Source organism: Cellulomonas endometrii (assembly GCF_949769265.1).
GTDB classification, from domain to species: Bacteria; Actinomycetota; Actinomycetes; order Actinomycetales; family Cellulomonadaceae; genus Cellulomonas; species Cellulomonas endometrii.
Genome location: NZ_CATKPC010000019.1, coordinates 43,320 through 59,883, shown reverse-complemented (window position 1 = coordinate 59,883; position 16,564 = coordinate 43,320). Strand labels below are relative to the sequence as shown.

Below are 16,564 nucleotides of genomic sequence, written 5' to 3'. Positions count from 1 at the left end.
AGCTCGGCGCCGGACTGCCGATCTCGGCGATCGCCAGCGGCCGGCGCCCGTCAGTCCGCGCGGAGCGGGTGCGGGTGGACGTCGTCCGGCGAGCGCAGCGCGCGGGTGCGCTGCTGCCGGTCGGCGAGCTCGGCGTCCGGGGGGTACACGACCTCCTCGAGGGTGAGGCCGTGCGCGGCGACGACCGCACCGCCGGGGTCCCGCCGGCCGCCGACGAGCAGCTCCGCCGGCCAGTCGACGCCGCGACGGCCCTCCCCCACGGCGATGCTGGCCCCCACGAGGGCCCGCACCATGCTGTGGCAGAACGCGTCCGCCCGGACCGTCGCCACGACCAGCCCGGCGTCCGGCCCGTCGGCGGGCCGCTCCCACCCGAGCTCGTCCAGGGTCCGGATCGTCGTCGCCCCCGGCCGCGGCTTGCAGAACGCCGCGAAGTCGTGCCGGCCGAGCACCCGGGCCGCCCCCTCGTGCATCGCGTCGACGTCGAGCGGCCGGCGGGTCCACAGCACGTGGTGCCGGCGCAGCGGGTCCCGCAGGGCCTCGTCGTCGCAGATCCGGTACACGTACCGCCGCGCCACCGCCGAGAACCGCGCGTCGAAGCCCTCCGGGGCGACCCGCACCCGCGTCGCGACGACGTCCGCGGGCAGCACGCCGGCCAGCCGCGTCAGCAGCGACTCCTCCGGGGAGCGATCCGAGCGCCCCGGCACGGCCCGCCACGCGTCGTCCGGCACGTCCACGTGCAGCACCTGCCCCCGCGCGTGCACCCCGGCGTCCGTCCGCCCGGCGACCGTGACCCGCGGCGGCTGCTGCCCGCGGTGCGCGGAGCGGAGCACGAGCCCCAGCCCGTCCTCGACGACGCCCTGCACGGTGCGCAGGCCCGGCTGGCGCGCCCAGCCCGCGAAGTCCGTGCCGTCGTAGGAGAGGTCGACGCGGACGCGGACGGACTGCACCTCGTACGGGAGCACGCCGGAGGGGTCGAGGGGCTGGTCGCGCACGCACCGAGCGTACGGGGCGGGCGGCTGCTCTACGGTGGACCGGTGCCAGCGCCCGCGTCGACCCCGTACACGCTCGCCGTCGACTGCGGCGGCGGCGGCATCAAGGCCTCGGTGCTCGACGCGTCCGGCACGCTGCACGCCCCCGCGGTCCGCGTGCCGACCCCGTACCCCCTGCCGCCGGAGCGGCTGGTCGCCACGATCGCGGAGATCGCCGCGCGGCTGCCCGCCTTCGACCGGGCGACGGTCGGCATGCCGGGGATGATCCGGCACGGCGTCGTCGTCGCCACCCCGCACTACGTCACCCGCTCCGGCCCGCACACCCGCGTCGACCCCGAGCTCGTCGCGGCGTGGGCGGGCTGCGACATCCGGGCGGCCGTCGAGCAGCAGCTCGGCGTGCCCACCCTCGTCCTCAACGACGCCGAGGTGCACGGCGCCGGCGTCGTGTCGGGCACAGGCGTGGAGCTTGTCCTGACCCTCGGCACCGGGCTCGGCTCCGCCCTGTTCGACGGCGGGCAGCTGGCGCCGCACCTCGAGTGGTCGCACGCCCCGGTCCGCCGCATGACCACCTACGACGAGTACATCGGCCAGATCCAGCGGGCCCGGCTCGGCGACGCCCTGTGGTCCCGCCGCGTGCGGCAGGTCGTCGAGGGCCTGCGGCCGGTCGTGCTCTGGGACCGCGTGTACCTCGGCGGCGGCAACGCCCGGCAGATCACGCCGCAGGTGCTCGCCCGGCTCGGCGACGACGTCGTGGTGGTGCCGAACCAGGCGGGCATCGTCGGCGGCGTCCGGGCGTGGCAGCTCGGGGTCTGACGGCGGTCTAGCGCCGCGGCGCGGCGTCCCGCTCGCGCGCCGTCACCGCGTCGACCGCGTCGAGCAGCACCCGCGTGAACCCCACCGGCGCCACCAGCGACACCAGGTGCGTCGCGCCCGGCACGATCACCAGGCGGCCGTCCCGGCAGGCGCGCAGGAACCGGCGCTCCTCGCCCCGGAAGTGGTCGTAGCGCCCGTTCACCAGCCACACGGGCGCCGCCACCGCCGCCAGGTCCTCGACGGGGGTCGCCGACCGCATCGCCCGCAGCGCGTCGTCCATCACGTCGAGCGCGAACCCGCCGGCCGCGACGTCGCGGGCGCCCTCGACGGGCAGCACCCGGTCCACCATCCCCTGGTTCAGCCCCGCGCCGGCGTCCGGCAGCCGCGCGATCCCGCGGGCCAGCAGCGCCCACCCGTCGACCAGCGCGGCCAGCGGCCGGGTCGAGCACGACGCCGCGACCAGCCCCGCGACCTGCTCCGGGTGCCGGGCGGCGTGGGCGATCGCGGTGTACCCGCCGAGCGACAGCCCGACGACGAGCGCCCGCCCGCCGGCCGCGTCCACCCCGTCGGCGACCGCCGCCACCGCCCCGTCGAGGGTGAACCGCTCCCCCAGCCGCGCGCCGTGCCCGGGCAGGTCCACCGCCACCGCCCGCGAGCCGTACGCCTCCAGCGCCGCGACCTGCGCCCGCCACATCGTGCGGGACGTCCGCAGCCCGTGCACCAGGACGACAGGGACGCTCATGCGTCCCGACCGTACCCGCCGGCTCCCCGGGGGACGCGACAGGGCCCGGCCCCCGAGCGTGCAGCTCGCGGACCGGGCCCTGTCGGTGCGGACCGGTCGGTCAGGCCTTGTCGGCCTCGTCGGTCGTCGCCTCGGTCGACTCCTCGGCCGGGGCCTCGGTGGTCTCCTCGACGGTCTCGTCGGCGGCGGTCTCCTCGACCGGCGCCTCCTCGGCCTTCGGCGCAGCCTTCGCGGCGGCCTTCGTGGCCTCGCGGACGACGGCCTGCTTCGGCGAGACGGGCTCGAGGACGAGCTCGATCACGGCCATCGGCGCGTTGTCGCCCTTGCGGGGACCGATCTTCGTGATGCGGGTGTAGCCACCCTGGCGCTCGGCCATCTGCGGGGCGATCTCCACGAACAGCTCGTGGACGACCGACTTGTCGCGGACGACGGTCAGGACGCGGCGGCGGGCGTGCAGGTCACCGCGCTTGGCGAACGTGACGAGGCGCTCGGCGAGGGGGCGCAGGCGCTTGGCCTTGGCCTCCGTCGTCGTGATGCGCTTGTGCTCGAACAGCGCCGTGGCCAGGTTGGCCAGGATCAGCCGCTCGTGCGCCGGGCCGCCACCGAGCCGGGGACCCTTGGTGGGCGTAGGCATGGTCTTTACTCCTTGGTTCCAGTGATGGGCGGGCGGCGCGCGTCAGCCACGCACCGCCTCCCCGGCGTCAGTACTGCTCGTCCTCGGTGAAGTCGCCCTCGTCGCCGTCGTAGTACGCGGCGGCGCTCGGGTCGAAGTCGAGCGGGCTGTCCTTCAGGGACAGGTTCAGCTCGGCCAGCTTCTCCTTGACCTCGGTGATCGACTTCGCACCGAAGTTGCGGATGTCGAGCAGGTCGGCCTCGGACCGTGCCACGAGCTCGCCCACCGTGTGGATGCCCTCGCGCTTGAGGCAGTTGTACGACCGGATGGTCAGCTGCAGGTCCTCGATCGGCAGCGCCAGGTCGGCGGCCAGGGCCGCGTCCGTCGGCGACGGGCCGATCTCGATGCCCTCGGCCTCGACGTTCAGCTCGCGGGCCAGGCCGAACAGCTCGACCAGGGTCTTGCCCGCCGAAGCGAGCGCGTCCCGCGGGGTGATCGCCGGCTTGGTCTCGACGTCGACGATGAGCTTGTCGAAGTCGGTCCGCTGCTCGACACGCGTCGCCTCGACCTTGTAGGTCACCTTGAGGACGGGCGAGTAGATCGAGTCGACGGGGATGCGACCGATCTCGGCCTCGTACGACTTGTTCTGGTTCGCCGACACGTAGCCACGGCCGCGCTCGACGGTCAGCTCGATCTCGAGCTTGCCCTTCTCGTTCAGCGTGGCGAGCTGCAGGTCGGGGTTGTGCACCTCGACACCGGCCGGCGGGACGATGTCCGCCGCGGTGACCTCACCGGCACCCTGCTTGCGCAGGTACATCACGACCGGCTCGTCGTTCTCCGAGGAGACGACGAGGTTCTTGATGTTGAGGATGATCTCGGTGACGTCCTCCTTGACGCCCGGCACCGTGCTGAACTCGTGGAGCACGCCGTCGATCCGGATGCTCGTCACGGCCGCGCCCGGGATGGACGACAGCAGGGTCCGGCGCAGGGAGTTGCCGAGCGTGTAGCCGAAGCCCGGCTCGAGCGGCTCGATGGAGAACCGCGAGCGGTACTCCGAGATGACCTCTTCGGTCAGGGTGGGGCGCTGTGCGATGAGCACTTCGGGGTTCCTCTCAGCGTGCGTCCGCCATATGACGCAGCGCAGGTGTACTCGCTGGCCGCCTCGGGTCTCGGTCCACCCGGACGACCGGCCGGCACCGCGCACGGGCGGGAGATCGCTCCCCCGCCCGTGGCGGCCCGGCTACGGGGTGTCAGACGCGGCGGCGCTTCGGCGGACGGCAGCCGTTGTGGGCCTGCGGCGTCACGTCCTGGATCGAGCCGACCTCGAGGCCGGCGGCCGTCAGCGAGCGGATCGCGGTCTCGCGACCGGAGCCCGGGCCCTTGACGAAGACGTCGACCTTCTTCATGCCGTGCTCCTGCGCCTTGCGCGCGGCGGCCTCGGCGGCCATGCCCGCGGCGTAGGGCGTCGACTTGCGCGAGCCCTTGAAGCCCACGTCGCCGCCGGACGCCCAGGAGATCACGGCGCCGCTCGGGTCGGTGATCGAGACGATCGTGTTGTTGAAGGTGCTCTTGATGTGCGCCTGGCCGTGGGAGACGTTCTTCTTCTCCTTGCGGCGCGGCTTGCGCACGGAACTGCGGGTCTTGGGAGGCATCTGCTCGTTCTCTCTCGCTGCTGCTCAGGTGAGGTCGGGTGTCCGACGCGGCTCGGCCGGCGCGTCCGTGAGGGCGCGGGCTCGGCGGGCCGCGGTCGGGCTACTTCCGGCCGGCCTTCTTCTTGCCGGCGACGGTGCGCTTCGGGCCCTTGCGGGTACGCGCGTTGGTCTTCGTGCGCTGACCGCGCACGGGGAGCCCGCGGCGGTGACGCAGACCCTCGTAGCTGCCGATCTCGACCTTGCGGCGGATGTCCGCGGCGACCTCGCGTCGCAGGTCACCCTCGAGCTTGAAGTTGCCCTCGAGGTAGTCACGCAGCGTGACGAGCTGGGCGTCGTCCAGGTCCTTGACCCGGACGTCGGGGCTGATGCCGGTCGCGGCCAGCGTCTGCTGGGCGCGGGTACGGCCGACGCCGTAGATGTAGGTGAGCGCGATCTCGAGCCGCTTCTCGCGGGGGAGGTCGACGCCGACAAGACGTGCCATGTGCCTTCCGGCTCCTGTACTTCTCCTCGGAGGTCTGCCGCACCGTCCTCCCGCTTGGCTGCGGGCCCCGGCCTCCGAGCCAGGGGTTCACCGGTCCGATCCCGTCGTGCGGGTGCGGCGCCGGTTCGGCGGTGCGCTGGTGGCCGTCCCCTGGGATCAGGGAGCGGCCGGGTGCTGCTGCTCGATCAGGTGCCGAGCGGCGGCAGGGCTCGTGGTGCTCAGCCCTGGCGCTGCTTGTGGCGCAGGTTCTCGCAGATCACCTGGACGCGACCGTGCCGGCGGATCACCTTGCACTTGTCGCAGATCTTCTTGACGCTGGGCTTGACCTTCATGGCCTGTTCCTCCGCCGCCGATGCACCTCGTCCCCGCGAGCGGGGGCGTGGCCGACGGCGATGCTCGTTCGGTCGATTTACTTGTAGCGGTAGACGATGCGCCCGCGGGACAGGTCGTACGGGCTCAGCTCGACCACCACCCGGTCCTCCGGGAGGATCCGGATGTAGTGCTGGCGCATCTTGCCCGAGATGTGGGCGAGCACCTTGTGGCCGTTCGTCAGCTCCACGCGGAACATCGCGTTCGGCAGAGCCTCGACCACGCTGCCCTCGATCTCGATGACACCGTCCTTCTTCGCCATGTCCTCCGCTAACTCTTGTCCTGAACTTCCGGTCCGCACCCCGCGTCCCCCGGCACGACCGGCGGGCGGGAAGCGGTGGACGTGCCCCGTGGCCTGCGCCGCGGTCCACCCGCACGGCACGACCACGGAAGCGGTCGGGCTCGGACGGGACGTGCAGCAGCGACAGGGCGCACACCCAACGGACGATCATACGCCATCGGGCCGCGCGGGAGAAACCGTGGCGGCGGCCGTCAAGCGGACGCGCCGCACTGCGGCACACCGGTCACAACGCGCCCACCGCCCCGCTTCTTCCCGGTCGCCCCCTCTCCGGTGACGACGACTGCGCCCGTGCGCCGGGACTGCGCCCCCTGCAGGAGGCGCAGTCCCGGCTACTGGGCGCAGAACGCGCCGCGGGGCGCAGTACCCGCTGCCGGGCCGCCGGGTCCGTCCCCGCGCCGGCGACGGTCGGGGCGTATCCGGCGAGCGCCCGCGCGGACGCCAGCCAGTCCAGCCGCGCGACGCACGTCACCCGGCACGACGTGCTCCCCACGCCGGGGAACGAGGTCACCCGGACGGGTGAGCGGCCGGGCCCGTGCTCAGCCCAGCGGGGCGACCGCGACCCCGCGCGCGGCGAGCTCCGCCGCACCGCCGTCCACGGCGGTCAGCACCCAGATGCCGCCCTCGTGCAGCGCCACCGAGTGCTCCCAGTGCGCCGCGCGCGACCCGTCGACGGTGACGACCGTCCAGTCGTCCTCGAGCACCTCGGTGCCGGCGGACCCGCGGGTGATCATCGGCTCGACGGCCAGGCACATGCCGGGCTTCAGCCGGGACCCGCGGTCCCGGGTGCGGTAGTTCAGGACGTCCGGCGGCTGGTGCATGGCCGAGCCGATGCCGTGGCCCACGTAGTCCTGCACGATGCCGAACGGCACGCAGCCGTTGGGCGCCGGGTCCGCGTCCTCGACCGCCCGCTCGACGGCCTCCCCCACGACGCCCAGGCGGTCCGCCAGGCCGCTGCCCGAGGCCAGCGCGGCGATGCCGTCCCACATGGCCTTCTCGGTGACGGCGGACAGCGCCAGGTCGGCCGGGTCCGCGTCCGGCAGCACGACGGTCAGCGCGGAGTCGCCGTGCCAGCCCTCGACGATCGCCCCGCAGTCGATCGACACCACGTCGCCCGGCTCCAGCACGCGCCCCGAGGGGATGCCGTGCACCACCTCGTCGTTCACCGAGACGCACACGGTCGCCGGGTAGTCCATGTACCCGAGGAACGACGGCTGCGCGCCCGCGTCCGCGATGACCGCGGCCGCCACGGCGTCGATGTCGGCCGTGGTCGCACACGGCACCGCCGCGGTGCGCGCGGCGGCCAGGGCGTCCGCGACGACCAGCCCGGCCCGCCGCATCAGCAGCACCTGCTCGGGCGTCTTCAGCTCGATCCGCTCACGTCCGAACACGTCGGCTCCCCGTCGCGGTCAGCCGACGCGGGACGCGAGGGCCGCGAGCAGCCGCTCCGTCACCTCGTCGACCTCGCCGATGCCGTCGACCTGCACGAGCAGGCCGCGCTCGGCGTAGACGCCCGAGATGGGCGCCGTCTGCTCGGCGTACACGTCCAGCCGGTGCCGGATGACCGGCTCCGTGTCGTCCGCGCGGCCCTCGACATCGGCGCGCTTCAGCAGGCGCTCCACGACCACGTCGGCGTCCGCCGTGATCTCGAGAGCGGCGTCGAGCGCGCGGTCGGTCGCGGACAGGATCGCGTCCAGCTCTCCGACCTGCGCCACGTTGCGGGGGTACCCGTCGAGCAGGAACCCGTCGGCGGCGTCCGGCTGCGCGAGCCGGTCGCGGACCATGGCGTTCGTGACCTCGTCCGGGACGAGCGCACCGCGGGCGGTGTACTCCTGCGCCGTGCGGCCGAGCTCCGTGCCGCCCTTGATGTTCGCCCGGAAGATGTCCCCGGTCGAGATCGCCGGGACACCCAGCTGCTCGGCGAGCCGGGCCGCCTGGGTGCCCTTGCCGGCCCCGGGAGGGCCGAGCAGGACGAGACGGGCGGTGGAGCGGGCGGTCATCGCAGGAACCCTTCGTAGTGCCGCTGCTGGAGCTGCGACTCGATCTGCTTCACCGTCTCCAGGCCGACGCCCACGACGATGAGGATCGAGGAGCCGCCGAACGGGATGTTCGTCCCGACCCCCAGCACGATGAACGCGATGGTCGGGATGAGCGCGACCAGCGCGAGGTAGATGGACCCGGGCGCGGTGATGCGGGTGATCACGTAGTCCAGGTACTCGGCCGTCGGGCGGCCGGCGCGGATGCCGGGGATGAACCCGCCGTACCGCTTCATGTTGTCCGCGACCTCGTCCGGGTTGAACGTGATCGCCGTGTAGAAGTAGCAGAAGAAGATGATCAGCAGCACGTACAGCGCGATGTGCAGCGGCGCGTCCGTGGCGGCCAGGTTGTTCGCCACCCACTGGCGCCAGCCCGCGGTCGGGTCCCCGAAGCCCGACAGCAGCGCCGGGACCTGCAGCAGGGACGACGCGAAGATGACGGGGATGACGCCCGCCATGTTGATCTTGATCGGGATGTAGGTGGACGAGCCGCCGTACATCCGCCGCCCGACCATCCGCTTCGCGTACTGCACCGGGATCCGGCGCTGCGACTGCTCGACGAACACGACGAGCGCGATGACCAGCACGATGATCGCCAGGATGACCAGGAAGGCGCCGATGCCGCCCGAGCCGCCCGCGATCGACCACATGGCGCCCGGGAAGGACGCGGCGATCGACGTGAAGATGAGCAGCGACATGCCGTTGCCGACGCCGCGCTCGGTGATGAGCTCGCCCAGCCACATGATCAGACCGGTACCGGCCGTCATCGTCACGATCATGATGAGCGTGGTGACGATGTCGCCGTCCGGGATCACGTCCACGGAGCAGCCCGGGAACAGCTGGCCGTTGCGGGCGGTGATGATGACCGTCGTCGACTGCAGGACCGCCAGGCCGATCGTCAGGTACCGCGTGTACTGCGTGAGCTTCGCGGTGCCGGACTGGCCCTCCTTGTGCAGGGCCTCGAAGTGGGGGATCACCACGCGCAGCAGCTGGATGATGATGCTCGCCGTGATGTACGGCATGATCCCGAGCGAGAACACCGACAGCTGCAGCAGCGCGCCGCCGCTGAACAGGTTCACCAGGCCCAGGAGCGTGTTCGAGCCGCTCACCTGGTCGATGCAGACCTGGACGTTCGGGTAGGACACCCCGGGGGTCGGCAGGAACGAGCCGATCCGGAAGACCACCATGATCCCGATCGTGAACAGCAGCTTGCGCCGCAGGTCGGGTGTCCTGAACGCCCGCACGAATGCGCTGAGCACGTGTCCTCCTGCTCCGCCGAAGCGGGATGTCGTCTACCGGTCGGGCGCCCGGGGCCCGGCCTCGTCCGGCGGGCGGTGCCCGTCCGTCGCCCTGCGGAACCCTAACCGACTTCGCCCACCCTTCGGGCACGGCCCGGGCGCGGCGGCCTCGTGATCCCGGGACGGGCGGTCCCGTCCCGGGGGGAGATGCAGAACGGGGCCGGCAGGGGCGTGGTGCCTCCGCCGACCCCGTTCCGAGGGATCAGTCCTGCGCGACGCTGCCGCCGGCCGCCAGGATCTTCTCCTTGGCGGAACCGGAGTACGCGTCGACGGCCACGGTCAGCTTGACCGTGAGCTCGCCGGTGCCGAGCACCTTCACCGGGGCGCCCTTGCGGACGGCACCCTTCTCGACCAGGTCGGCCACCGTGACGTCGCCGCCCTCGGGGTAGAGCGAGGACAGCTTGTCCAGGTTGACCACCTGGTACTCGACCCGGAACGGGTTCTTGAAGCCGCGGAGCTTCGGCAGCCGCATGTGCAGCGGCATCTGCCCGCCCTCGAACCCGGCCGAGACCTGGTACCGGGCCTTGGTGCCCTTGGTACCGCGACCGGCCGTCTTGCCCTTGGACGCCTCACCACGACCCACGCGGGTCTTGGCGGTCTTGGCGCCCGGGGCGGGACGCAGGTGGTGCACCTTGAGGGTGCCACCCGCGCCGGCCTGCGCGGCCTCGGCCTTGGCCTTCGGCTCGGCCTTCGGAGCAGCCTTCGCCGGGGCCTTCGCCTTGGCAGCGGGCTTCTCCTCCGCCGCCGCAGCCGCCTCGGCCTTGGCCTTGGTGGTGCGGGCGGCGGGCTTCTTGGCGGCCGGCTTCTCGGCGGCGGACTCGGTGGTCGCCGCCTTCTTGGCGCGGGTCGCCTTGGGAGCCGCGGCAGCGGTCTCCTCGACCTTGTCGGTCTCCTTCTCCGCCATCGTCACTCCACCTCCTCGACCGCGACGAGGTGCGTCACCGTGTTGACCATGCCGCGGATCTCAGGGCGGTCCTCCTTGACGACGACGTCGCCGATCCGCTTCAGGCCCAGGGTGCGCAGCGTGTCGCGCTGGTTCTGCTTGCCGCCGATGGCGGACTTGGTCTGGGTCACCTTCAGGCGGGCCATCAGGCACCCACCTTCTCGGCCGACGGACGGCCCGCCGCCTGCGCCTTGAGCAGCGACGCCGGGGCGACGTGCTCGAGCGGCAGGCCACGGCGCGCGGCCACGGCGGCCGGCTCCTCGAGACCCTGCAGCGCCGCCACCGTGGCGTGCACGATGTTGATGGCGTTGGAGGAGCCCAGGGACTTCGACAGGATGTCGTGGACGCCGGCGCACTCCAGCACCGCACGCACCGGACCACCGGCGATCACACCGGTACCCGGCGACGCGGGACGCAGGAACACGACGCCGGCAGCGGCCTCACCCTGGATGGGGTGCGGGATGGTGCCCTGGATGCGGGGGACGCGGAAGAAGTTCTTCTTCGCCTCCTCGACACCCTTCGCGATCGCGGCGGGCACCTCCTTGGCCTTGCCGTAGCCGACACCGACCGTGCCGTCGCCGTCACCGACGACGACCAGGGCGGTGAAGCTGAACCGACGACCGCCCTTGACGACCTTGGCGACGCGGTTGATGGACACGACGCGCTCCAGGAACGCGCTCTTCTCTGCGGCGTCGCCCCGGCGACCGTCGCGGCGACCACCGTCGCGGCGGTCACCGCCGCCCTGGGGAGCGCCCGTGTTGCTGCGCTGAGGAGCAGCCATCAGTGGATCCTCTTCTTCGATGCGGGGATGGTCGACGTCGTCACAGCGCGAGACCGCCTTCGCGGGCCCCGTCTGCGACCGCAGCCACCCGGCCGTGGTACTTGTTGCCGCCGCGGTCGAAGACCACCGCGTCGATGCCGGCCGCCTTGGCACGCTCGGCGATCAGCTCGCCGACGCGGCGCGCCTTCGCCGTCTTGTCGCCCTCGCCGCCACGCAGGTCGGCCTCGAGCGTCGAGGCCGACACCAGGGTGCGACCCACGGCGTCGTCGACGACCTGCGCCACGAGGTTCCGGTTCGACCGGGTGACCACCAGGCGCGGACGCGCGGCCGTGCCGGCGACCTTCTTGCGCAGCCGGAGGTGGCGACGCTTGCGGGCCTTGAACTTGCCCTTGCCCATAACCGTGATCGCCATGGCTACTTACCAGCCTTTCCGACCTTGCGGCGGACGTTCTCGCCCGCGTAACGCACACCCTTGCCCTTGTACGGCTCAGGCTTGCGGATCTTGCGGATGTTGGCGGCGACCTCGCCCACCTGCTGCTTGTCGATGCCGGCCACCGAGAACCGCGTGGGGCTCTCGACGGCGAAGCTGATGCCGGCGGGCGGCGTCACGGACACCGGGTGGCTGAAGCCGAGCGCGAACTCGAGCGCGTCACCCTTGGCCGTCACGCGGTAACCGGTGCCGACGATCTCCAGCTTCTTCTCGTAGCCGGCGGTCACGCCGGTCACGAGGTTGGCGAGCAGCGTGCGCGTGAGGCCGTGCAGCGACCGCGAGAGGCGCTCGTCGTTCGGGCGGGTGACCACGAGGTCCTCGCCGTCGCGCGCGACCTCGATGGGCGACGGGACCGTGTGCGTCAGGGTGCCCTTGGGACCCTTGACCGTCACGACGGCACCGTTGATGGACACGTCGACCCCGGCCGGGACCGGGACGGGGATTCTGCCGATACGAGACATGGGCTAGCTCCTTTCCGTCTCGGACTTACCAGACGTAGGCGAGGACTTCCCCACCCACGCCCTTCTTGGCGGCCTGCTTGTCCGTCAGGAGACCCGAGGACGTGGACAGGATCGCCACGCCCAGGCCGCCGAGGACCTTCGGCAGGTTGGTCGACTTCGCGTACACCCGCAGACCGGGCTTCGACACGCGCTTGATGCCGGCGAGCGCACGCTCGCGGCTGGGGCCGTACTTCAGCTCGACCACGAGGCTCTTGCCCACACGGGCGTCCTCGACGGTCCAGCCGGAGATGTAACCCTCCGCCTGGAGGATCTCGGCGATGTGCGACTTCAGCTTCGAGTACGGGATGGTCACCGAGTCGTGGTGCGCCGAGTTCGCGTTGCGCAGACGCGTCAGGAAGTCTGCGATCGGGTCGGTCATCGTCATGGGGGCTATCGCCCTTCCTCGCCGTGGTTTCCACGCCGCCCGTCCAGCAGGACGGGCGGTCGCGGACCTACGACGTCGTTATTTACCAGCTGCTCTTGGTCACACCGGGGAGCTGGCCCGCGTGGGCCATCTCCCGCACGCAGATCCGGCACAGGCCGAACTTGCGGTACACGGAGTGCGGACGCCCGCACCGCTGGCACCGGGTGTAGGCGCGGACGGCGAACTTCTGCTTGCCGGCGGCCTTGTTGATCAGGGCGGTCTTCGCCATGCTCATGCCTCCTGGAAGGGGAAGCCCAGGTGCTTCAGCAGCGCCCGGCCCTCCGCGTCTGTCGTGGCGGTGGTGACCACCGTGATGTCCATGCCGCGGACCCGGTCGATCTTGTCCTGGTCGATCTCGTGGAACATCGACTGCTCGGTCAGACCGAAGGTGTAGTTGCCGTGGCCGTCGAACTGCTTGGGCGACAGCCCGCGGAAGTCGCGGATGCGCGGCAGCGCGGTCGACAGCAGGCGGTCCAGGAACTCCCAGGCACGGTCGCCGCGCAGCGTGACGTGCGCGCCGATCGGCATGCCCTCACGCAGCTTGAACTGCGCGATGGACTTCCTGGCCTTGGTGACCTGCGGCTTCTGACCCGTGATCTGCTGGAGGTCGCGGATGGCGCCCTCGATCAGCTTCGAGTCCTTGGCCGCGTCACCGACACCCATGTTCACGACGACCTTCACGAGGCGCGCGACCTGGTTGACGTTCTCGTGCTGGAACTCCTCGCGGAGCGCCCCACGGATCGCGTCGTTGTACCGCACCTTGAGGCGCGGCATCGGGTAGGACCGGGTGGTCTCGTCGATGGCGGTCATCAGATGTCCTTACCGGAGCGCTTGGCGACGCGGACCCGAACGGTGCGGGTCCGGCCGTCACGCTCGACCTGCTCGGTGCGGTAGCCGACCCGGGTGCCACGCTTGGTCTCCGGGTCCACCAGCATCACGTTGCTGACGTGGATGGGGGCCTCGACGGTCTCGATGCCACCCGTGCGGGAACCGCGCTGGCTCTGGCCGACCTTCGTGTGCTTGGTCACCCGGTGGATGCCCTCGACCAGCACGCGGTCACGGTCGGCGAGCACCTCGAGCACGCGCCCCTGCTTGCCCCGGTCCTTGCGGGAGCCGGAGATGACGACCACGAGGTCGCCCTTCTTGATCTTCGCCATGGTCAGAGCACCTCCGGAGCCAGCGAGATGATCTTCATGAACTTCTTGTCGCGCAGCTCGCGGCCCACGGGACCGAAGATGCGGGTCCCGCGCGGCTCGCCGTCGTTGCGGAGGATCACCGCGGCGTTCTCGTCGAACTTGATGTACGAGCCGTCCACGCGCCGGCGCTCCTTGCGGGTGCGCACGACGACGGCCTTGACGACGTCGCCCTTCTTGACGTTGCCGCCGGGGATGGCGTCCTTGACGGTGGCGACGATGACGTCACCGATACCGGCGTAGCGACGGCCCGAACCACCGAGCACACGGATGCAGAGGATCTCCTTCGCACCCGTGTTGTCGGCGACCCGAAGTCGCGACTCCTGCTGAATCATCTACTTCAACTCCTGTCGTCTGCCGGTTCTCACCGCGAGGGCGAGCCTGGCCGAACGGAATATGGCCGAAGAGGGCGCGGCTTACTTCGCCTTCTCGAGGATCTCCACCACGCGCCACCGCTTGGTCGCGGACAGCGGGCGGGTCTCCATGATGAGGACGAGGTCGCCGACGCCGGCCGTGCTGGCCTCGTCGTGGACCTTGACCTTGCTGGTGCGCCGGATGACCTTGCCGTAGAGCGGGTGCTTGACCCGGTCCTCGACCTCGACCACGACGGTCTTCTGCATCTTGTCGCTGACCACGTAGCCGCGCCGCGTCTTGCGGTACGGACGGCTCGCCGCAACAGCGGTGGTGGCCTCGTTGGTGTTCTCGCTCATCGAGTCCTCACTCGCTCGCACTCGGTGCGGTCCGGATGCCGAGCTCGCGCTCGCGCAGGATCGTGTAGATCCGGGCGATGTCGCGACGCACGGCCTTGAGGCGGCCGTGGCTCTCGAGCTGACCGGTGGCCGACTGGAAGCGCAGGTTGAACAGCTCCTCCTTGGCCTTCTTCAGCTCGGCCACGAGGCGCTCGTCGTCGAAGGCGTCCAGCTCACTGGGAGCCAGGTCCTTGGTGCCGATAGCCATCAGTTACCACCCTCGCGAACCACGAAACGGGTCTTCATCGGGAGCTTGTGCTGCGCGCGGCGCATGGCCTCGCGAGCCAGCGGCTCCGGGACGCCGGCGAGCTCGAACATCACTCGGCCGGGCTTGACGTTGGCGATCCACCACTCCGGGGAACCCTTACCGGAACCCATGCGGGTCTCGGCGGGCTTCTTGGTGAGCGGACGGTCCGGGTAGATGTTGATCCAGACCTTGCCGCCACGCTTGATGTGGCGGGTCATCGCGATACGAGCAGCCTCGATCTGGCGGTTCGTGACGTAGGCGGGCTCGAGAGCCTGGATGCCGTACTCGCCGAACGAGATCGCGGTGCCACCGGTCGCGGCGCCGGAGCGCCCGGGGTGGTGCTGCTTGCGGTGCTTCAGCCTGCGCGGGATCAGCACGGCTCAGGCCTCCGTTCCGGTCTCAGGAGCGGTCGTCTCGCCGGAGGCCGCAGCCGGAGCAGCGGTCGCCTCGGCCGGGGCCTCGGTCCGCTCGTTCCGACGGCCGCCGCCGCGCGGGCCACGGTCGCCGCCGCGCTCGCCGCCACGGTCCGCACGCGGACCGCGGTTCTGGCGCGGGGCCTGGGTGGCCTGCTCGCGAGCGAACTCGCGCTCGGTCATGTCGCCCTTGTAGACCCAGACCTTCACGCCGATGCGGCCGAAGGTCGTGCGGGCCTCGAAGAAGCCGTAGTCGATGTTCGCGCGGAGCGTGTGCAGGGGCACGCGGCCCTCGCGGTAGAACTCCGTGCGGCTCATCTCCGCGCCACCGAGGCGGCCGGAGACCTGCACGCGGATGCCCTTGGCGCCGGCGCGCTGCGCGGACTGCATGCCCTTGCGCATCGCACGACGGAAGGACACGCGGCTCGCCAGCTGCTCGGCGATGCCCTGGGCGACCAGCTGGGCCTCGATCTCGGCGTTCTTGACCTCGAGGATGTTCAGCTGGACCTGCTTGCCCGTGAGCTTCTCGAGCTCGCCACGGATGCGGTCCGCCTCGGCGCCACGGCGACCGATGACGATGCCCGGGCGCGCCGTGTGGATGTCGACGCGCACGCGGTCACGCGTCCGCTCGATCTCCACCTTGGCGATGCCCGCGCGCTCGAGACCGGTGCTCATGAGCTTGCGGATCTGCACGTCCTCGCGGACGTAGTCGCGGTACCGCTGACCCGGCTTGGTCGAGTCGGCGAACCACCGCGAACGGTGATCGGTCGTGATGCCCAGGCGGTACCCGAGCGGGTTGACCTTCTGTCCCACTGTCAGGCCCTTCCCTTCGTCTCACGCTCGGCGACGACCACGGTGATGTGGCTCGTGCGCTTGAGGATCTGGCTCGCACGACCCTGCGCCCGGGGGCGGAACCGCTTGAGCGTCGGACCCTCGTCCACGTACGCCTCGGCGACGTAGAGGGTGGTCTCGTCGAAGCGCTCACCGGCACGCTTGGCGCCCTCGCGGGCGTTGGCGATCGCGGACTCGACGACCTTGAGGACCGTCTCCCCCGCGGCCTGCGGCGCGAACTTCAGCGTCGACACGGCCTCGCCGGCCTGCTTGCCACGGATGAGGTCCACGACGCGCCGGGCCTTCTGGGGCGTGACGCGGACGAACCGCGCCTTCGCCTTGGCTTCCATTGCTGTCCTGCCTTCTTGTCTCTGCCGTCAGGGCAGTCGCCTGGCTGACCCGGGGGTCAGCGGCGACGGCCCTTACGGTCGTCCTTCTCGTGGCCGCGGAACGTGCGCGTCGGGGCGAACTCGCCGAGCTTGTGCCCGACCATCGACTCCGTCACGAACACCGGCGTGTGCTTGCGGCCGTCGTGCACCGCGAACGTGTGGCCGAGGAAGTCCGGCGTGATCATCGAACGGCGGGACCACGTCTTGATGACGTTCTTGGACCCGCTGGCGTTCTGTGCGTCGACCTTCTTCTGCAGGTGGCCGTCGACGAAGGGCCCCTTCTTCAGGCTGCGAGGCATATCGCTAGGCTCCT

At 71.4% G+C, this 16,564-nt stretch carries 28 protein-coding genes; 1 reads left to right on the top strand and 27 read right to left on the bottom strand.

The annotated features are described in order from the left end of the window. Positions 1 to 50 precede the first annotated feature (50 nt). Positions 51 to 992, bottom strand: coding sequence for a tRNA pseudouridine synthase A (locus tag QNH85_RS16845; protein ID WP_282948261.1), 942 nt, complete (start codon positions 990 to 992; stop codon positions 51 to 53). Between the two features lie 42 nt (positions 993 to 1,034). Here QNH85_RS16845 and QNH85_RS16840 point away from each other — a divergent pair, with 42 nt between their 5' ends. Further along, positions 1,035 to 1,802, top strand: a complete 768-nt coding sequence (locus QNH85_RS16840; RefSeq protein ID WP_282948259.1) for an ROK family protein — start codon at positions 1,035 to 1,037, stop codon at positions 1,800 to 1,802. 7 nt (positions 1,803 to 1,809) lie between these two features. Here QNH85_RS16840 and QNH85_RS16835 read toward each other — a convergent pair whose 3' ends face one another. The 26 genes from QNH85_RS16835 to rpsS all read right to left on the bottom strand — a co-directional run bounded on the left by QNH85_RS16835 (position 1,810) and on the right by rpsS (position 16,550). Beyond that, positions 1,810 to 2,544, bottom strand: a complete 735-nt coding sequence (locus tag QNH85_RS16835) for an alpha/beta fold hydrolase (protein ID WP_282948257.1) — start codon at positions 2,542 to 2,544, stop codon at positions 1,810 to 1,812. A gap of 100 nt (positions 2,545 to 2,644) precedes the next feature. Next, positions 2,645 to 3,178, bottom strand: a complete 534-nt coding sequence (gene rplQ / locus QNH85_RS16830) for a 50S ribosomal protein L17 (protein ID WP_282948255.1) — start codon at positions 3,176 to 3,178, stop codon at positions 2,645 to 2,647. Positions 3,179 to 3,245: 67 nt separating this feature from the next. Further along, on the bottom strand, positions 3,246 to 4,256 hold the full coding sequence (locus QNH85_RS16825; protein WP_213281394.1) for a DNA-directed RNA polymerase subunit alpha: 1,011 nt from the start codon (positions 4,254 to 4,256) through the stop codon (positions 3,246 to 3,248). Between the two features lie 151 nt (positions 4,257 to 4,407). Beyond that, on the bottom strand, positions 4,408 to 4,809 hold the full coding sequence (gene rpsK / locus QNH85_RS16820) for a 30S ribosomal protein S11 (protein ID WP_213281393.1): 402 nt from the start codon (positions 4,807 to 4,809) through the stop codon (positions 4,408 to 4,410). 100 nt (positions 4,810 to 4,909) lie between these two features. Continuing rightward, complete coding sequence (gene rpsM, locus QNH85_RS16815) at positions 4,910 to 5,290, bottom strand: 30S ribosomal protein S13 (RefSeq protein WP_122147671.1); 381 nt, start codon at positions 5,288 to 5,290, stop codon at positions 4,910 to 4,912. A 218-nt stretch (positions 5,291 to 5,508) separates the two neighbouring features. After that, complete coding sequence (gene rpmJ / locus QNH85_RS16810; protein WP_013117849.1) at positions 5,509 to 5,622, bottom strand: 50S ribosomal protein L36; 114 nt, start codon at positions 5,620 to 5,622, stop codon at positions 5,509 to 5,511. 77 nt (positions 5,623 to 5,699) lie between these two features. Continuing rightward, positions 5,700 to 5,921 carry a translation initiation factor IF-1 gene (gene infA, locus QNH85_RS16805; protein ID WP_013770189.1) on the bottom strand — a complete coding sequence of 74 codons (222 nt, stop codon included), beginning with the start codon at positions 5,919 to 5,921 and terminating at the stop codon, positions 5,700 to 5,702. A gap of 575 nt (positions 5,922 to 6,496) precedes the next feature. Next, on the bottom strand, positions 6,497 to 7,348 hold the full coding sequence (gene map / locus QNH85_RS16800; RefSeq protein ID WP_282948226.1) for a type I methionyl aminopeptidase: 852 nt from the start codon (positions 7,346 to 7,348) through the stop codon (positions 6,497 to 6,499). 18 nt (positions 7,349 to 7,366) lie between these two features. Further along, entirely contained in the window at positions 7,367 to 7,957 is a 591-nt protein-coding gene (locus QNH85_RS16795) for an adenylate kinase (protein WP_282948225.1), read from the bottom strand. Beyond that, on the bottom strand, positions 7,954 to 9,252 hold the full coding sequence (gene secY / locus QNH85_RS16790) for a preprotein translocase subunit SecY (RefSeq protein ID WP_282948224.1): 1,299 nt from the start codon (positions 9,250 to 9,252) through the stop codon (positions 7,954 to 7,956). Before secY ends, QNH85_RS16795 begins: the two co-directional genes overlap by 4 nt. A gap of 241 nt (positions 9,253 to 9,493) precedes the next feature. Continuing rightward, positions 9,494 to 10,195: a 50S ribosomal protein L15 gene (gene rplO, locus QNH85_RS16785; RefSeq protein WP_282948222.1), complete on the bottom strand. Its 702-nt coding sequence runs from the start codon at positions 10,193 to 10,195 to the stop codon at positions 9,494 to 9,496. Positions 10,196 to 10,197: 2 nt separating this feature from the next. Then, entirely contained in the window at positions 10,198 to 10,380 is a 183-nt protein-coding gene (gene rpmD / locus QNH85_RS16780; protein ID WP_168630730.1) for a 50S ribosomal protein L30, read from the bottom strand. After that, entirely contained in the window at positions 10,380 to 11,015 is a 636-nt protein-coding gene (gene rpsE / locus QNH85_RS16775) for a 30S ribosomal protein S5 (protein ID WP_213281387.1), read from the bottom strand. Before rpsE ends, rpmD begins: the two co-directional genes overlap by 1 nt. A gap of 40 nt (positions 11,016 to 11,055) precedes the next feature. Then, complete coding sequence (rplR, locus tag QNH85_RS16770) at positions 11,056 to 11,427, bottom strand: 50S ribosomal protein L18 (RefSeq protein ID WP_213281386.1); 372 nt, start codon at positions 11,425 to 11,427, stop codon at positions 11,056 to 11,058. A 2-nt stretch (positions 11,428 to 11,429) separates the two neighbouring features. Next, complete coding sequence (gene rplF, locus QNH85_RS16765) at positions 11,430 to 11,966, bottom strand: 50S ribosomal protein L6 (RefSeq protein WP_282948218.1); 537 nt, start codon at positions 11,964 to 11,966, stop codon at positions 11,430 to 11,432. A gap of 25 nt (positions 11,967 to 11,991) precedes the next feature. Next, positions 11,992 to 12,390 carry a 30S ribosomal protein S8 gene (gene rpsH, locus QNH85_RS16760; RefSeq protein ID WP_213281384.1) on the bottom strand — a complete coding sequence of 133 codons (399 nt, stop codon included), beginning with the start codon at positions 12,388 to 12,390 and terminating at the stop codon, positions 11,992 to 11,994. 82 nt (positions 12,391 to 12,472) lie between these two features. Next, complete coding sequence (locus QNH85_RS16755) at positions 12,473 to 12,658, bottom strand: type Z 30S ribosomal protein S14 (protein ID WP_122147680.1); 186 nt, start codon at positions 12,656 to 12,658, stop codon at positions 12,473 to 12,475. 2 nt (positions 12,659 to 12,660) lie between these two features. Then, positions 12,661 to 13,239: a 50S ribosomal protein L5 gene (rplE, locus tag QNH85_RS16750; protein WP_282948214.1), complete on the bottom strand. Its 579-nt coding sequence runs from the start codon at positions 13,237 to 13,239 to the stop codon at positions 12,661 to 12,663. Further along, entirely contained in the window at positions 13,239 to 13,586 is a 348-nt protein-coding gene (gene rplX, locus QNH85_RS16745) for a 50S ribosomal protein L24 (protein ID WP_213281383.1), read from the bottom strand. Before rplX ends, rplE begins: the two co-directional genes overlap by 1 nt. A gap of 2 nt (positions 13,587 to 13,588) precedes the next feature. Beyond that, positions 13,589 to 13,957, bottom strand: a complete 369-nt coding sequence (rplN, locus tag QNH85_RS16740) for a 50S ribosomal protein L14 (protein WP_213281382.1) — start codon at positions 13,955 to 13,957, stop codon at positions 13,589 to 13,591. Between the two features lie 81 nt (positions 13,958 to 14,038). Continuing rightward, on the bottom strand, positions 14,039 to 14,332 hold the full coding sequence (rpsQ, locus tag QNH85_RS16735; RefSeq protein ID WP_213281381.1) for a 30S ribosomal protein S17: 294 nt from the start codon (positions 14,330 to 14,332) through the stop codon (positions 14,039 to 14,041). 7 nt (positions 14,333 to 14,339) lie between these two features. Beyond that, positions 14,340 to 14,579 (bottom strand): 50S ribosomal protein L29, encoded by a 240-nt coding sequence (gene rpmC, locus QNH85_RS16730; RefSeq protein WP_034625876.1) that lies wholly within the window; start codon positions 14,577 to 14,579, stop codon positions 14,340 to 14,342. Next, positions 14,579 to 14,995: a 50S ribosomal protein L16 gene (gene rplP / locus QNH85_RS16725; RefSeq protein ID WP_013882863.1), complete on the bottom strand. Its 417-nt coding sequence runs from the start codon at positions 14,993 to 14,995 to the stop codon at positions 14,579 to 14,581. Before rplP ends, rpmC begins: the two co-directional genes overlap by 1 nt. Positions 14,996 to 14,998: 3 nt before the next feature. Then, positions 14,999 to 15,844, bottom strand: a complete 846-nt coding sequence (gene rpsC, locus QNH85_RS16720; protein WP_213281380.1) for a 30S ribosomal protein S3 — start codon at positions 15,842 to 15,844, stop codon at positions 14,999 to 15,001. Positions 15,845 to 15,846: 2 nt separating this feature from the next. Beyond that, a complete protein-coding gene (gene rplV / locus QNH85_RS16715; RefSeq protein ID WP_282948205.1) occupies positions 15,847 to 16,212 on the bottom strand; it encodes a 50S ribosomal protein L22 in 366 nt (121 codons plus the stop codon). Between the two features lie 56 nt (positions 16,213 to 16,268). Next, positions 16,269 to 16,550 (bottom strand): 30S ribosomal protein S19, encoded by a 282-nt coding sequence (rpsS, locus tag QNH85_RS16710; protein ID WP_213281379.1) that lies wholly within the window; start codon positions 16,548 to 16,550, stop codon positions 16,269 to 16,271. Between the last annotated feature and the right edge of the window lie 14 nt (positions 16,551 to 16,564).

What these genes read in the sequence shown, in the direction of transcription:
- QNH85_RS16835 (WP_282948257.1), bottom strand. Translation starts at nt 2,544, where the DNA reads ATGAGCGTCCCTGTCGTCCTGGTGCACGGGCTGCGGACGTCCCGCACG.
- rplQ (WP_282948255.1), bottom strand. Translation starts at nt 3,178, where the DNA reads ATGCCTACGCCCACCAAGGGTCCCCGGCTCGGTGGCGGCCCGGCGCAC.
- rpsK (WP_213281393.1), bottom strand. Translation starts at nt 4,809, where the DNA reads ATGCCTCCCAAGACCCGCAGTTCCGTGCGCAAGCCGCGCCGCAAGGAG.
- rpsM (WP_122147671.1), bottom strand. Translation starts at nt 5,290, where the DNA reads ATGGCACGTCTTGTCGGCGTCGACCTCCCCCGCGAGAAGCGGCTCGAG.
- rpmJ (WP_013117849.1), bottom strand. Translation starts at nt 5,622, where the DNA reads ATGAAGGTCAAGCCCAGCGTCAAGAAGATCTGCGACAAGTGCAAGGTG.
- infA (WP_013770189.1), bottom strand. Translation starts at nt 5,921, where the DNA reads ATGGCGAAGAAGGACGGTGTCATCGAGATCGAGGGCAGCGTGGTCGAG.
- QNH85_RS16795 (WP_282948225.1), bottom strand. Translation starts at nt 7,957, where the DNA reads ATGACCGCCCGCTCCACCGCCCGTCTCGTCCTGCTCGGCCCTCCCGGG.
- rplO (WP_282948222.1), bottom strand. Translation starts at nt 10,195, where the DNA reads ATGGCGGAGAAGGAGACCGACAAGGTCGAGGAGACCGCTGCCGCGGCT.
- rpmD (WP_168630730.1), bottom strand. Translation starts at nt 10,380, where the DNA reads ATGGCCCGCCTGAAGGTGACCCAGACCAAGTCCGCCATCGGCGGCAAG.
- rpsE (WP_213281387.1), bottom strand. Translation starts at nt 11,015, where the DNA reads ATGGCTGCTCCTCAGCGCAGCAACACGGGCGCTCCCCAGGGCGGCGGT.
- rplR (WP_213281386.1), bottom strand. Translation starts at nt 11,427, where the DNA reads ATGGCGATCACGGTTATGGGCAAGGGCAAGTTCAAGGCCCGCAAGCGT.
- rplF (WP_282948218.1), bottom strand. Translation starts at nt 11,966, where the DNA reads ATGTCTCGTATCGGCAGAATCCCCGTCCCGGTCCCGGCCGGGGTCGAC.
- rpsH (WP_213281384.1), bottom strand. Translation starts at nt 12,390, where the DNA reads ATGACGATGACCGACCCGATCGCAGACTTCCTGACGCGTCTGCGCAAC.
- QNH85_RS16755 (WP_122147680.1), bottom strand. Translation starts at nt 12,658, where the DNA reads ATGGCGAAGACCGCCCTGATCAACAAGGCCGCCGGCAAGCAGAAGTTC.
- rplE (WP_282948214.1), bottom strand. Translation starts at nt 13,239, where the DNA reads ATGACCGCCATCGACGAGACCACCCGGTCCTACCCGATGCCGCGCCTC.
- rplX (WP_213281383.1), bottom strand. Translation starts at nt 13,586, where the DNA reads ATGGCGAAGATCAAGAAGGGCGACCTCGTGGTCGTCATCTCCGGCTCC.
- rplN (WP_213281382.1), bottom strand. Translation starts at nt 13,957, where the DNA reads ATGATTCAGCAGGAGTCGCGACTTCGGGTCGCCGACAACACGGGTGCG.
- rpsQ (WP_213281381.1), bottom strand. Translation starts at nt 14,332, where the DNA reads ATGAGCGAGAACACCAACGAGGCCACCACCGCTGTTGCGGCGAGCCGT.
- rpmC (WP_034625876.1), bottom strand. Translation starts at nt 14,579, where the DNA reads ATGGCTATCGGCACCAAGGACCTGGCTCCCAGTGAGCTGGACGCCTTC.
- rplV (WP_282948205.1), bottom strand. Translation starts at nt 16,212, where the DNA reads ATGGAAGCCAAGGCGAAGGCGCGGTTCGTCCGCGTCACGCCCCAGAAG.
- rpsS (WP_213281379.1), bottom strand. Translation starts at nt 16,550, where the DNA reads ATGCCTCGCAGCCTGAAGAAGGGGCCCTTCGTCGACGGCCACCTGCAG.